13 protein-coding genes, 1 tRNA gene and 1 pseudogene are annotated in these 13,575 nt (G+C 69.3%); 7 read left to right on the top strand and 8 right to left on the bottom strand.

The features are described from left to right. Positions 1 to 48: 48 nt before the first annotated feature. The 3 genes and pseudogenes from ABZX65_RS07955 to ABZX65_RS07945 all read right to left on the bottom strand — a co-directional run. A pseudogene (locus ABZX65_RS07955) lies at positions 49 to 903 on the bottom strand (NUDIX hydrolase); the annotation flags it as partial. 121 nt (positions 904 to 1,024) lie between these two features. Further along, the gene (locus ABZX65_RS07950; protein WP_355336109.1) at positions 1,025 to 1,492 is read right to left on the bottom strand and encodes a RidA family protein; all 468 of its coding nucleotides are present in this window, start codon (positions 1,490 to 1,492) and stop codon (positions 1,025 to 1,027) included. Beyond that, positions 1,489 to 1,650: a DUF4177 domain-containing protein gene (locus ABZX65_RS07945; RefSeq protein WP_188284144.1), complete on the bottom strand. Its 162-nt coding sequence runs from the start codon at positions 1,648 to 1,650 to the stop codon at positions 1,489 to 1,491. Before ABZX65_RS07945 ends, ABZX65_RS07950 begins: the two co-directional genes overlap by 4 nt. Before the next feature lie 208 nt (positions 1,651 to 1,858). Here ABZX65_RS07945 and ABZX65_RS07940 point away from each other — a divergent pair, with 208 nt between their 5' ends. Further along, on the top strand, positions 1,859 to 2,977 hold the full coding sequence (locus ABZX65_RS07940; protein ID WP_355336106.1) for an ArsA-related P-loop ATPase: 1,119 nt from the start codon (positions 1,859 to 1,861) through the stop codon (positions 2,975 to 2,977). Between the two features lie 3 nt (positions 2,978 to 2,980). Further along, positions 2,981 to 4,315 (top strand): ArsA family ATPase, encoded by a 1,335-nt coding sequence (locus ABZX65_RS07935; protein WP_355336104.1) that lies wholly within the window; start codon positions 2,981 to 2,983, stop codon positions 4,313 to 4,315. A gap of 70 nt (positions 4,316 to 4,385) precedes the next feature. Here ABZX65_RS07935 and ABZX65_RS07930 read toward each other — a convergent pair whose 3' ends face one another. Continuing rightward, on the bottom strand, positions 4,386 to 4,718 hold the full coding sequence (locus ABZX65_RS07930) for a WhiB family transcriptional regulator (RefSeq protein ID WP_093716024.1): 333 nt from the start codon (positions 4,716 to 4,718) through the stop codon (positions 4,386 to 4,388). Positions 4,719 to 5,115: 397 nt separating this feature from the next. On the opposite strand from ABZX65_RS07930, the gene ABZX65_RS07925 reads away from it, so the two are divergent. Further along, on the top strand, positions 5,116 to 7,473 hold the full coding sequence (locus ABZX65_RS07925; protein WP_355336102.1) for a transglycosylase domain-containing protein: 2,358 nt from the start codon (positions 5,116 to 5,118) through the stop codon (positions 7,471 to 7,473). Positions 7,474 to 7,600: 127 nt separating this feature from the next. Here the strand turns inward: ABZX65_RS07925 and ABZX65_RS07920 are convergent, their stop codons facing one another. Further along, on the bottom strand, positions 7,601 to 8,059 hold the full coding sequence (locus tag ABZX65_RS07920; protein WP_355336100.1) for a GatB/YqeY domain-containing protein: 459 nt from the start codon (positions 8,057 to 8,059) through the stop codon (positions 7,601 to 7,603). A 280-nt stretch (positions 8,060 to 8,339) separates the two neighbouring features. Here ABZX65_RS07920 and ABZX65_RS07915 point away from each other — a divergent pair, with 280 nt between their 5' ends. The 4 genes from ABZX65_RS07915 (at position 8,340) to ABZX65_RS07900 (ending at position 11,021) form a co-directional block, all read left to right on the top strand. Then, positions 8,340 to 9,269, top strand: a complete 930-nt coding sequence (locus tag ABZX65_RS07915) for a metallophosphoesterase (RefSeq protein WP_355336098.1) — start codon at positions 8,340 to 8,342, stop codon at positions 9,267 to 9,269. Between the two features lie 35 nt (positions 9,270 to 9,304). After that, positions 9,305 to 9,973 (top strand): Pr6Pr family membrane protein, encoded by a 669-nt coding sequence (locus ABZX65_RS07910; protein WP_355336096.1) that lies wholly within the window; start codon positions 9,305 to 9,307, stop codon positions 9,971 to 9,973. 12 nt (positions 9,974 to 9,985) lie between these two features. Beyond that, positions 9,986 to 10,059 (top strand) — tRNA-Pro (locus ABZX65_RS07905). A gap of 152 nt (positions 10,060 to 10,211) precedes the next feature. Beyond that, entirely contained in the window at positions 10,212 to 11,021 is an 810-nt protein-coding gene (locus ABZX65_RS07900; RefSeq protein ID WP_355336094.1) for a hypothetical protein, read from the top strand. Positions 11,022 to 11,043: 22 nt separating this feature from the next. Here ABZX65_RS07900 and ABZX65_RS07895 read toward each other — a convergent pair whose 3' ends face one another. Genes ABZX65_RS07895 through ABZX65_RS07885 form a run of 3 tightly spaced genes read right to left on the bottom strand, consistent with a single transcriptional unit; the run spans position 11,044 to position 13,573 of the window. Next, positions 11,044 to 12,204 carry a site-specific integrase gene (locus ABZX65_RS07895; protein WP_355336092.1) on the bottom strand — a complete coding sequence of 387 codons (1,161 nt, stop codon included), beginning with the start codon at positions 12,202 to 12,204 and terminating at the stop codon, positions 11,044 to 11,046. Further along, positions 12,201 to 12,422: a helix-turn-helix domain-containing protein gene (locus ABZX65_RS07890; RefSeq protein WP_355336090.1), complete on the bottom strand. Its 222-nt coding sequence runs from the start codon at positions 12,420 to 12,422 to the stop codon at positions 12,201 to 12,203. The genes ABZX65_RS07895 and ABZX65_RS07890 overlap by 4 nt, the downstream gene beginning before the upstream one ends. Continuing rightward, entirely contained in the window at positions 12,419 to 13,573 is a 1,155-nt protein-coding gene (locus tag ABZX65_RS07885; protein ID WP_355336088.1) for an AAA family ATPase, read from the bottom strand. The genes ABZX65_RS07890 and ABZX65_RS07885 overlap by 4 nt, the downstream gene beginning before the upstream one ends. Positions 13,574 to 13,575 lie beyond the last annotated feature (2 nt).

Below are 13,575 nucleotides of genomic sequence, written 5' to 3'. Positions count from 1 at the left end.
CTGACCCTGGACCTGGCCCCGGTCCGGCAGCGGGCCCGCGGTGCCCGGGATGAAGCGGGTGAACTCGTCGTGTCCCGGCCAGGTCAGGACGACGTCGCCGTGCTCGTCGAGGGCGGCGCGGGCCAGGACCGGGGTGAGGTCCCGGTCACCCGCGGCGGTGAGCGCGTCCGCGGCAGAGGCGTACGGCAGCAGGTCGCGCAGTGTGGTGACGGTCGGCGGCAGCATGCTCAGCTCGCCGCGGTCGTAGCCCGCGACGGCCTCGGCGGGCGGCAGCCACACGGTGTGGTCCGCCTCGCCCGACACGTCCCGCGTGCGCTGCCCGGCCGGGAGGGTGGCGAGGAAGAACCAGGTGTCGTAGCGGCGCTCCTCGAACTCCGGGGTGATCCAGCGCGCCCAGGGGCCGAGCAGGTCGGAGCGCAGGACGAGTTCGCGGCGGGCCAGGAAGTCGGCGAAGGACAGGTGGTGAGCGGCCAGCGCCGCCCGGTCCGCCTCCCAGTCCGCCCCGGTGATGTCGGCGACGACGGTCTCCGGGTCGGGCCCGGCGAGCAGCACCCCCGACTCCTCGAAGGTCTCCCGCACCGCCGCGCACACCACGGCCTGCGCGACCGCCTCGCTCGCCCCCAGCGCCGCCGCCCACGCCTCCAGCGACGGCCCGGCCCACCCCACCGGACGCTCGTCGCGCGGGTCCACGCCGCCGCCCGGATACGCGTACGCGCCCCCGGCGAAGGCCATGGAGGCGCGTCTGCGCAGCATGTGGACGGCCGGTCCGCCGGCGTCGGTGTCCCGCAGCAGCAGTACGGTCGCCGCCCGCCGCGGCGTGACGGGGACCAGTTCCCCGCTCGTCAGCGCCCGGATGCGGTCCGGCCACGAGGCGGGGAACATCTGTCCGTCGGTCCTGGTCATGGGCGGGATGCTACGTCCATCCGGCGCGATGTTCGAGAGCCGCCGCCCGCAGGGACCTCCCCGCGACGTTCGAGAGCCGCCGCCCGCGGGGGCCTCCCCCGCGGGCGGCGGACCGGCGGACTCAGTCCGTCAGCTCGACCTGGACCTCGACCTCGACCGGGGCGTCCAGCGGGAGGACGGCCACGCCGACGGCGCTGCGCGCGTGCACGCCCTTCTCACCGAGAACCTCGCCGAGCAGCTCGCTGGCGCCGTTGATCACACCGGGCTGGCCGGTGAAGTCGGGGGCGGAGGCGACGAAGCCGACGACCTTGACCACACGGGCGATCCGGTCGAGGTCACCGATGACCGAGCGGACGGCGGCCAGCGCGTTGAGCGCGCAGATGCGGGCCAGGTCCTTCGCCTCGTCGGCGGTGACCTCGGCGCCGACCTTGCCGGTCAGCGCGAGCTTGCCCTCGACCATGGGGAGCTGCCCCGAAGTGAAGACGTACCGCCCGGAGATCACCGCGGGCTGGTAGGCCGCCAGCGGCGGGACCACGTCCGGCAGCGTCAGCCCCAGCTCCGCGAGCCGCGCGTCGACGGCGCCGCTCACGCCGCCTTCTCCCGCTTGAAGTACGCCACGAGCTGCTCGGGGCTCATCCCCGGCACGACCTGCACCAGTTCCCAGCCGTCCTCGCCCCACGTGTCGAGGATCTGCTTCGTCGCGTGCACGAGCAGCGGCACGGTCGCGTATTCCCACTTCTTCGCCATACGGCGACTGTAGTGCCTCCCCGGCGGCCGTCCGGCACGGCGCTCCCCGACCGGCGGGGACCGTACGCGGACCACCCGCGGACCACTGCCGCGCCCCCCGTTCGGCCCCGCGCCGCCGCCCCGGATCGACACCCGGCGGTCATCGCGCCGTCACCCCAACCGCACGGCCGCCCGAGTACGTGGTGCCTTCAGTGGTTAGGCTCGCAAGGTGAGCCCTCAACAGTCTTCCGCCGTCAGGCTCCACATCGTGACGGGCAAGGGCGGCACGGGAAAGACCACGGTCGCCGCCGCGCTGTCCCTCGCGCTCGCGTCCGAGGGACGGCGTGTGCTGCTGGCCGAGGTGGAGGAGCGGCAGGGCATCGCCCAGCTCTTCGAGACCGAGGCGCTGCCGTACCAGGAGCGGAAAATCGCTTCCGCACCCGGCGGCGGCGAGGTGCACGCGCTGGCCATCGACGCCGAGCTGGCGATGCTGGACTACCTGGACATGTTCTACAAGCTCGGCCGCGCCGGGCGCGCGCTCAAGAAGCTCGGCGCGATCGACTTCGCCACCACCGTCGCCCCCGGGCTGCGGGACGTGCTGCTGACCGGCAAGGTCTGCGAGGCCGTCCGCCGCAAGGACAAGGCGGGCTGGCCGGTGTACGACGCGGTGGTGCTCGACGCCCCGCCCACCGGGCGGATCACCCGCTTCCTCAACGTCAACGACGAGGTCGCCGGGCTGGCCCGGATGGGCCCCATACACAACCAGGCGCAGACCGTGATGCGCGTGATGAAGTCCCCGCAGACCGCCGTCCACCTGGTGACGCTCCTGGAGGAGATGCCGGTCCAGGAGACGATGGACGGCGTCGCGGACCTGCGCTCCGCCGGGCTGCCGGTGGGCGCCGTCATCGTCAACATGGTGCGCCCCGTCCTCCTGGAGGACGCCGCCCTCGCCCAGGTCACCGACCTCCCGGCGGGCGGCAGCGGTGGCGGCGTCGGCAAGCGGCGCACGGCCGTCGCCAAGGCGCTGTCCCAGGCCGGGCTCGGCGGCGCCCGGCGCGGCGGGGTCGCCGAGCGGCTGGTCGACCCGCTGCTCGCCCAGGCGTATGAGCACGCCGAGCGGGTGGTCCTGGAGCGCGAGCAGCGCGCCGAGATCGGCGGACTCGGCCTTCCCGTAAGGGAGTTGGAGCTGATCGGCGAGGGCGTGGACCTCGGCGGGCTCTACCGGCTGGCCGACAGCCTGCGCAAGCAGGCCGTGCCGGGCTTCGGCGGCACCTTCGCCAAGGACGGCGCCCGCGGGAAATCCGCCGCTCACCCGGACGAAGACACCGACACCGGAGACGAGGCCTGACCCATGAGCCTGGAGAGCCCCGTGCTGGAGATCGACCCGCTGCTCGACGACCCCAAGACGCGGATCATCGTGTGCTGCGGTTCCGGCGGTGTCGGCAAGACGACGACCGCCGCGTCCCTGGGCGTACGCGCGGCCGAGCGCGGCCGTACGGCCGTCGTACTCACGATCGACCCGGCGCGGCGGCTGGCCCAGTCCATGGGCCTGACCGAACTGGACAACACCCCGCGCGAGGTGGCCGGAATCGATCGGTCCGCCGGCGGTTCGCTGCACGCGATGATGCTGGACATGAAGCGGACCTTCGACGAGGTCGTGGTCCAGCACTCCGATCAGGAGCGGGCCCGCGCGATCCTGGAGAACCCCTTCTACCAGTCCCTGTCGGCCGGTTTCGCAGGCACGCAGGAGTACATGGCGATGGAGAAGCTGGGCCAGCTCAGGGCCCAGGACGCCTGGGACCTGATCATCGTCGACACCCCGCCGAGCCGCAGCGCGCTGGACTTCCTGGACGCGCCCAAGCGGCTCGGCTCCTTCCTCGACGGCAAGTTCATCAAGCTGCTGATGGCCCCGGCCAAGGTCGGCGGCCGGGCCGGGGTGAAATTCCTCAACATCGGGATGTCGATGATGACCGGCACCCTCAGCAAGGTGATGGGCGCCGGGCTGCTGCGCGACGTGCAGACCTTCGTGGCCGCCATGGACACCATGTTCGGCGGCTTCAGGACCCGCGCCGACGCCACGTACCGGCTGCTCCAGGCGCCGGGCACGGCCTTCCTGGTGGTCGCCGCCCCGGAGCGGGACGCCCTTCGGGAGGCGGCCTACTTCGTGGAACGCCTGGCGGCCGAGGACATGCCGCTCGCCGGTCTCGTCCTCAACCGCGTCCACGGCAGCGGCGCCGCGCACCTCACCGCGGAGCGGGCGCTGGCCGCCGCCGAGGCCCTGGAGGAGGCGTTGGAAGAAAATCTTGCGGACGGCGGCATTGTGGATCATCCGACCGGGAAGGCTGACTCCCAGCGGGCCTCCGCGTCCAGTCAGGCAAGCACCGCCGGCAGCTCGAGCGCCAGCGGCTCAGGCACGTCCAGCACTGCGAGCACGGGCAGCACAGCGAGCACGTCCAGCACAGCGACCGCGGCCGGTACCGAACGGCTGGCCGCCGGATTGCTGCGCCTCCATGCCGAACGCATGCAGGTGGTCGCGCGTGAACGACGCACGCGCGACCGCTTTGTGTCCGTCCACCCGGAGGTGCCCATGGTGGACGTGACAGCGCTGCCCGGTGACGTACACGATCTGACCGGGTTGCGGGCGATCGGCGAGCAGTTGGCGGACGGTCGGCCCGCGGCCGCGTAGTGGTGCGAGGTCGGACCGCGCGGTGACGCGGGGCCGGACCCGTACGTGATGGTGCGGTTCTGACCGGTCGTCAGCCCGCGGCGGCGTAGTCGTCCTCGTCGTCGAGCGGGATGAGGCCGGTGCTGCGCTCGTACTCGGTGCGTGCCGTCTCCAGCAGTCTGCGCCACGAGGTCACCATGGGGCGCCGTCGCAGCAGCGCACGGCGTTCACGCTCGGTCATACCCCCCCACACGCCGAACTCCACCCGGTTGTCGAGCGCGTCCGCCAGGCACTCGGTCCGCACCGGGCAGCCGGTGCACACCGCCTTGGCCCTGTTCTGAGCCGCGCCCTGGACGAACAGCTCGTCCGGATCTGTGGTCCTGCACGCCGCCTGCGTGCTCCAGTCGGTTACCCAGCTACTCATGCTGGCGCCGTCCTCTCCCGAATCGAGGCTCCCCCACGGCGGCAAGCGGCATATTCACCGTTGCCAGTTGAGGACGTTACGGAAGGTAGGCGCGGCGCAACAGCCCTTTCCGGCCCAATCTTGCATGGCCCGAACGGACTATGCGTGCGCGGGAGATCACCCAACGGAGTGAGGCGGGCTTATGTGGCACCAATATCGGACTTAAGAGGCGAAGTAGCACACATCGTCTCGCCATAAGGGACAAGTCCCTCGGCATATGCCGAATTTCGGGCAGTTCTCATCACTCACAAGAGTGACGAAGGAAGGCAGGAACGCGCCCGACGATCGCGCCCTGTCCGTTACAGAGTAGGCGAACAGTTGGGCGCACGTCCGGGGAATCGCAACGTAGGCTGCCTCCATGGCACACAAGCGATCGGGCGGGGGGCTGAGCACAGCCCAGCAGGCCGCCAAGTTCCTCGGCGTCAGCGTGCTCTCCGGCGTGGTCCTCGCGGGCATCGCGCTGCCCGCCGTGGGCGCGCTCGGCCTGTCGGCCAAGGGCACCGCGGCCGGCTTCGACGACCTGCCGGGCGAGCTGAAGACCCCGCCGCTCAGCCAGGCGTCGAAGATCCTGGACGCGCACGGCGGCCTGATCGCCACGGTCTACTCGCGCGACCGCACCGTCGTCCCGATCGAGGACATGAGCCCCAATGTCCTCAGCGCCATCGTCGCCATCGAGGACTCGCGCTTCTACGAGCACGGCGCGCTCGACCCCAAGGGCATCCTGCGCGCGCTCAGCAACAACGCGTCGGAGGGCGGCACCCAGGGTGCCTCGACCCTGACGCAGCAGTACGTGAAGAACGTCTTCGTGGAGGAGGCGGGCGACGACCCCAACAAGGTCGCCCTCGCCACCCAGCAGACGATCGGCCGCAAGATCAAGGAAATGAAGTACGCGATCCAGGTCGAGAAGGAACTCGGCAAGAAGAAGATCCTGGAGAACTACCTCAACATCACCTTCTTCGGCGAGCAGGCGTACGGCGTCGAGGCGGCCTCGCAGCGGTATTTCAGCAAGCACGCCAAGAACCTGTCGCTCACCGAGGCCGCGCTGCTGGCGGGCCTGGTCCAGTCGCCGAGCCGCTACGACCCGATCAACGACGAGCAGGAAGCCCTCAAGCGCCGCAATACGGTGCTGGCGCGCATGGCGCAGCTCAAGGACATCACCCCTGAGCAGTCCGCCACCGCGCAGAAGGCGCCGCTCGGCCTGAAGGTCAGCTCGCCGAAGAACGGCTGCATCACCGCCGTCAACGGCGCGGGCTTCTTCTGCGACTACGTGCGCAACACCTTCCTCACCAACGCCGCCTTCGGCAAGACGAAGGAGGAGCGCGCCAAGACCTGGGACACCGGCGGTCTGACCATCAAGACCACGCTCGACCCCAAGGCGCAGGCGGGTGTGCTGGACGGCATCAGCAAGCACGTCTACAAGAGCGACGCCATCGCCGCCGCCGTCACCCTGGTGGAGCCCGGCACCGGCAAGATCGTCGCGATGGGCCAGAGCAAGCCGTACGGCTTCGGCAAGAACGAGACGCAGATCAACTTCTCGGTCAACGCCAACATGGGCGGCGGCCAGGGCTTCCAGAACGGTTCGACGTTCAAGCCGATCACGGCCGCCGCGGCGCTCGAAGCGGGCTACAAGCCGGACCAGTCGGAGCCGTCGCCGAACAAGATGACGTACCCCGACGTCACGACCTGCGACAACAACACGATCCACGGCACCGACGAGACGGGCAACGAGGACCCGTCCGAGGTGGGCCCGTACCAGATGCCCGAGGCGCTGAAGAAGTCGATCAACACCTACTTCCTCCAGCTCGAGAGCCAGACCGGGCTCTGCCCGATCGTCAACATGGCGACCAAGCTGGGCCTCAACCGCGCCGACGGCAAGCCGCTGAACCAGATCGCCTCGCTCACCCTCGGCACCAACGAGGTGTCGCCGCTCAATGTGGCCGCCGCGTACGCCGCCTTCGCCAACCGCGGCGTCTACTGCACGCCGATCGCCATCCAGTCCGTGACGGCGGCGGGCGGCAAGAAGCTGACGGTGCCCAAGTCGCTCTGCTCGCAGGCGATGTCGCAGAACACGGCCGACACCATCAACACGATGCTCAAGGGCGTCGTCGACGACGGTACGGGCGAGGCGGCCAACCTGGACGACGGCCGGGACACCGCCGGTAAGACCGGTACGACCGACGACCGGTGGGCGGCCTGGTTCGCCGGCTACACGCCGAACATGGCGGCGGCCGTGTGGATGGGTGACCCCAAGCACTCCAAGAAGATGAAGAACATCACCATCGGCGGCAAGTACTACCCGCTGGTGTACGGCGCCGACGGCCCCGCCCCCATCTGGAAGGACGCCGTCTCCGCGTCCCTGGAGGGCAAGCCGGTGCTCAGCTTCGTGACGGTGCCGCTCAACATCCAGGACAAGGGCAAGAACCCCCCGGCGTCGCCCGATCCGAACAACCCGGGCAACGCCACCAACACCGACGACAAGCACAAGGGCCGCGGCCACGGCCCCGGCGGCGTCACCACGATGGGCACGACCACCGGCGCCATCACGGCGGGCGCCGCCGGCGGCGGCACCAACGGCGGTACGACGACGGGTACGACCGTGGGCGCGACCGGTGCCAACGGCGCCACCAACGGCAGCCCCAACCCCTTCCCGACCTTCCCCGGCCTGACCACAGGCGGCGGGAACGGCCGGGCGGGGGGTACGACGGGGGCGACGTAGGGGTCGACGCGGGCCGACGCAGGTCGACGCAGGTGTGAGGCGTCGGCCCGCGCATAAGTGACGTCGTAAGGGGCGCCCTCCTGGGAGGGCGCCCCTTACGCGTGAGGTCTTTTGATGAGTGCGCGGATCAGCCCGCGAGCTGGCGCTTCACCTCGGCGGCCACCCGGCCGCCCTCCGCGAGCCCGGCCACCTTCGGGTTGACGATCTTCATGACGGCGCCCATGGCGCGCGGTCCCTCGGCCCCCGACTCGGCGATGGCGTCCCGGACGATCGCGGTCAGCTCCTCGTCCCCGAGCTGCTTGGGCAGGTACTCCGCCAGCACCTCGCCCTCGGCGCGCTCCCGCTCCGCCGACTCCGCCCGGCCGCCCTGCGCGAAGGCCTCGGCCGCCTCCCGCCGCTTCTTCGCCTCGCGCGTGATCACCTTCAGCACCTCGTCGTCGGAGAGGATGCGCGCGGTGGTGCCCGCGACCTCCTCCTTCGTGATGGCCGTGAGGGTGAGCCGGAGCGTGGCGGAGCGCAGTTCGTCGCGTCCCTTGATCGCCTTGGTGAGGTCGTCGTGCAGTCGCTGCTTGAGCGTGGTGGTCATACGCCGAGTTTCGCATCCCTGCGGGGCGGTCGCGCCGCATATACGAGGGAGGTGGGGGGCGACTGCCCGTCGGGGGGCTGTGCGGCTGGCCGTGGCAGGGTGCGCCGTGGCTGAAGGGCGCCCGGCTGAAGGGGGCTCCTGTCTGAAGGGTGCGCCCGGCTGAAGGGCGCCCGTTTGAAGGGTGCGCCCAGCTGAAGGGAGCGCCCGGCTGAAGGGTGCGCCCGGCGCCGGTCGAGGGGCCTTGGCGCGCGTACGGCCCGGACTCTGACACGATGGACGTATGCGCGCGCGATACGGAATTCCCCTCGGTGTGACGGCGGCCGGCGCGGCCGGCCTGGCGTACGCGGCCGGTTTCGAGGCGCGGTCCTTCCGCCTGCGCCGCGTCGACATCCCGGTGCTGCCCGAGGGCATGCGCCCGATCCGTATCCTCCAGGTCTCCGACATCCACATGGTGTCGGGCCAGAACAAGAAGCGCCGCTGGCTCCAGTCGCTGGCGGGCCTGCGCCCCGACCTGGTTGTCAACACCGGCGACAATCTGTCGGACCCCACCGCCGTACCCGAAGTCCTGGACGCGCTGGGCCCGTTGATGCAGTTCCCCGGCACGTACGTCTTCGGGTCGAACGACTACTACGGCCCCAAGTTCCGCAATCCCGCCCGGTACTTGGTGGAGAAGGCACGCGGCCAGCACGGGCTGAACGGCAAGGACCGCGCCGCGCACGGCGTCCTGCGCAACCCCTGGGGCGAGCTGCGCGACGCGTTCGACGCGGCGGGCTGGGTCGGCCTCAGCAACTCCCGCGGGCAGCTCAAGCTCGACCACGGCCCCGTGCTCGGCCTCACCGGCCTGGACGACCCGCACATCAAGCGCGACCGCTACGCCGCGGTCGCGGGCGGCCCCGACCCGGACACCGACTTCAACCTGGCGGTCGTCCACGCGCCCTACCTGCGCGTCCTGGACGCCTTCACCTCCGACCGCTACCCGCTGATCCTCGCCGGGCACACCCACGGCGGCCAGATCTGCGTCCCCTTCTACGGCGCGCTGGTCACCAACTGCGACCTCGACACCGACCGCGTCAAGGGCCTGTCCACCCATACGGCCACCGGCTCCACGTCCTACCTGCACGTCTCCGCGGGCTGCGGCGCCAACCGCTTCACCCCGGTCCGTATCGCCTGCCCGCCCGAGGCGACACTCCTGACGCTCACCAGCCGCTGACCCGTCCCGCCGTCCGCCGTCTCGTACGGTGAGGCATGCCTGCAATCCCCCGTTCGTACGTGGCGGCCTTCCGGCTGCTGATCGCGGCAGCGGCGGTGACGGGAATCACCATCGAGTGTGCGCACTTCCCGCCGCTGCGGGTCTTCACGTACTTCACGGTCCTCACCAACGCGGCGATCGCGCTGACCTTCGCCTGGTCCGCGTACCGCACCTGGACCCGGCGTCCCCCGATCCCCCCGCTGATCCACGGCGCTGTCCTGCTCTGCATCGTGATCACCGGCCTCGTCTACCACCTCGTCCTCGCCAATGACGCGAGCGACTTCTCCGAGTCCGAGGCCCTGGGCGCCCGCACCGGCGCCCTCGCCTTCTCCAACCAGCTCCTCCACACCGTGACCCCCCTCACGGTCGTCCTCGACTGGCTCCTGCTCACCGCCCCCGGCCGCTTCCCCTGGCGCTACGCCGGCCAATGGCTCCTGCTCCCCCTCGCCTACTTCGCCTTCGCCCTCATTCGCGGCCCCTTCTCCGGCTACCCCTATCCCTTCCTCGACGTCGACACCCGCGGCTACCCCGCCACCCTCCTCACCGCCCTCCTCCTCGCCCTCGCCTTCGCCGCCCTCTCCCTCCTCCTGATCCTCCTCGACCACCACCGCCCCGCCCCCCGAGGAAACCGGATTTCGCCCTCAGCCCCCCGTCCGCTAAAGTAAACCCCGTTGCACCGGGGTGTGGCGCAGCTTGGTAGCGCGCTTCGTTCGGGACGAAGAGGCCGTGGGTTCAAATCCCGCCACCCCGACGGTATAGCAGCAGGTCAGGGCCCCAGACTCGATGAGTCTGGGGCCCTGATTCGTGCTGAGTGTCAAAGTGAGTGCCTACGGGTTCGCAAGCTGCTGTCCGACTCGATCGTTGAGTCACTCGCCGGCGGGTCGTCGGTGGGACACTCCTCCTATGAGTCGTGTCTCAGATCACATCCTGCGGACGCTTTGGTACATCGAACTAGTAGCCAGCCAAGGCCAGCAACTCTCTCTTGCTGACATCGACAGCTATGCACAGGCGCCTCAACCGCGTGATGCGCAGCGAGAGCAGTTGTTCCTCGGCGGGACCTCGCTGTTCTCGGGGCTGTACGGGCAGGGGAAGGTCAAGCGCAGGCCAGAGGCGGTAGCGCATTACCTGGTCCAAGTGGGGTGGATCAAGAAAGGAGACGACGGAGTAACTCTGACCAAGATCGGCAGAGCCGTCCTCAGGGCCGAGAGCGACGAACGCTCGGCGGGCGAGGACCTGGATCCTGAAGTAGCAGACATTGCACTAGACCCGGAAGATCCCATGGTCTACGTCCAGCTCACGCGACGTCTTCAGAAGGCTGGCCAAGGACTGCTCGTAGACGCCTACTTTCACGCTTACTCGCTGGAATGGCTGGTCGAATCGACAACTCTTCGACGGATCCTCACTTCGTCGCGCCACCCGAGCTCAGGCAAGGACCGTCAACTCCTTGCCGTTGCTCTGGCGACAATTCCGAACGGCGCTGATGTCGAGCTTCGTCACACCGCGGACCCATCTCTGCATGACCGGTGTGTCGTGAGCGAAGATGGCTCGGTGCAGTTGTTGGGGTCCTCGGTCAACGGGGTGGGCAGGCACCTCACGGCTGTAATCGCTCCTTCCGCTGACATTGCCGAGGTGTATCGGAAGAAATACGAAGACCTCTGGGCCAGTGCCGAGAGGGTGCACCCGCAACCCATGGAGGCTCCGTCGGGGCGCTGAAACTTCCCATTGTTACGAACACTCAGCAAGAACTACCGAAGATGTGGTCCATGGCGATGGCGCCGGTCTGGATCACCGGCCGGATCTGCTTTCGGTAGACCTCCTCCGTGACGGTCGTGCTGGAGTGCCCGACCAGCCGGGAGATCTCCTCCAGAGGGACGCCGTTGTCAGAGAGCAGCGAGACGAAGCTGTGTCGGAGCTCCCGAGGGGTCCAGTCGGCAGCCTCCACACCCTCCGCCTTGCTCAGCACAGCCCGGAAGCCACGGCGGACGTGGGAGGGATCCTGTTCCTTGCCGACCGCGGACGCGAAGACGAGCCCGTGCTCCTCCCAGCTCTCGCCGGCGGCCAAGCGGTCCCAGCCCTGGTCTTCCCACTGCCGCCACAGCACTTCCACACAGCGTTGTGGAAGTGCAATCGTGCGGCGGGACTTCTTGGTCTTGGTGTCTCCCCCGGCCCGCACCGAGCGCCACACAGCCATGTAGGGCGGGATCGGCGGATTCGCTGTTGGGTCTCCCTTCAGAAAGACGTGATCCCAGGTGAGTGCCCGCAGCTCCTCGGTCCGTGCGCCGGTGAGCAGCGAGACGACGATGTACGCATGCATGTGGGTACGAGCCGCTGCGGTGAGTACGGCTTCGGCTTGGGCGAACGTTAGGGCCTTTGAGGGCCGTCCGGGCTGGCCCTTGGGGATCTGGCACAGCTCCACGACGTTGCGCTTCACCTTGTCCCGCGCCATAGCCCGCTTGACCGAGCGATTCAGGCACGATCGGATGCCCTGCAAGGTGCTTGTACTGAGCGTCTTGGACTTCTCAGCAAGCCACTTGTCCACGTCCTCCGCGCTCAGGTCCCGTAGCTTCCGGGCACCGAGCGACGGAATCACGTGGTTCCGGCTGAGACCGGTACAGGCGTCCAGAGTCGCCTTGTCCCGCCCGGCCAGTCCGAACATGAGCCAGTCCTCAACAGCGTTGGCGACCGTGTAGCCGGTGGGCGCGATGGCGAGGCCATCCTCGTAATCCCGCAGGACTTCCTTGAGCTTGTTCTTCGCCTCGGTCTTGGTGCGACCACTGCCTCGACGCATGATGCGCTTTCCCCGGGCGTCGTAGCCGAGCGAGGCGGCAGCAATCCAGCGCTGCCGCTTCTCGCTCCAGTACAGGCCACCGTCGCCATGAGCGCGACGCTTGGTCATTTCTCTCCCTGTGCTTCGCGCTCCAACAGCGCGACATATTCAGTGATGGCGGATTGCGGGACCAGCCGAGTGCGGCCTTCCTTCACGGTGCGAAGACGACCGGAACGGATCAACTCGTAGATCCGGCTGCGGCTCAGCCGGATGATGCGCGGCATGTCCTCCACTCGGTAGAGCACCGGTTCACCGAGTGAGCCGCGCTCCGGAATGGCAAGCGTCACGATGTCCTCCTCAGCGCGCCGGTACCGGACAGCCCGGACAGTTCCTCTTCGGCGTGTCCGGGGAGCTCCTGCTGCTCCGCGGGGTCAACCGGACAGTCGGACAGCGCGGACGTCTCCGGAGTGGCTGCCGTCCGGCTGCCGGTGTCCGGGAAGTACCGCCCGCCGGCGTCCCTAGTGAGCTGGCCCGCGTCGGCCATACGCGAGCAGGTGCGGCGCACGGTGTCCGCGTCGACGTCGGGCATTGCCGCGGCAATGTCTTTGGGCTTCGCACCGGGGTGAGCCCGTACGTGCTTCAGGATCGCGGCGCGAGTGTCACCGATGGTGTGGTCGGACACCGGTCCGTCCAACAGGTGCCAGGCACCCGAGGCTTGTTGGAAGGCCAGGGCGTATTCGGCTTCCTCAACATCGCGGCCGGTGACGTGCAGAATGCCGTCTGCCTGCCCGCGGGCCCGCTTGAGTACGAGCGTGGCGTCAGCGGCTCCCGCGATGCCGTTGGTCCCGGAGACCTCCGTCAGAAAGTCCTCGGACGCCATCTTGCGAACGTGGTGCACCAGCACTACCGCAATGCCGTAGTGGTCGGCGAGGCGCTTGGCGTGACCGACCGCGACGTAATCGGCGTCGTACGCGGAAGCGCCTTGCGGCGAAGCACCGCGCATCTTGGCGAACACGTCAATCACGACCATGCGGGCATCCGGATTGCGGTCCAGCCATCCCGCGATGGCCTCGACCCCGCCTTGCGGGAAGGGCGGGCATTCGGTGACGAGCGTGAGCCCGGCCGGTGCTTTCTGTCCGCCCAAGAGCTTGCCCATACGGGTCTGGAGTCGCCGCGGCGTGTCCTCAAGAGCGAGGTACAGCACCGGGCCACCATCGACGGGAACGGAGTCGAAAGCCTGCCCGCCGGCCGCGACCGCGAGAGCAAGTCCCAACGAGAGCCAGGACTTCCCCACCTTCGGCGGTCCGGCGAGCAGGCTCACACCTTCAGCGAGGATTCCGGGCACCGCCCACTTCGGCTCGGGGAAGTGCGCGTCCATAAGCTGATCGGCGGTCCACGCGGTCCGGGGCCGTTCCCTCTTCGGCGGCGGGACCGCAGCCGGTTGTGGGTCGCTGGGGACCGAGTACAGGTGCAGCGGGGGAATCGGCTGGCCGGTCACGT

Source organism: Streptomyces sp. NPDC003300, assembly GCF_040610915.1.
Taxonomy (GTDB): domain Bacteria; phylum Actinomycetota; class Actinomycetes; order Streptomycetales; family Streptomycetaceae; genus Actinacidiphila.
Note: the sequence above shows the minus strand (reverse complement) of the source record. Positions and strands in the feature narration are given on the sequence as shown.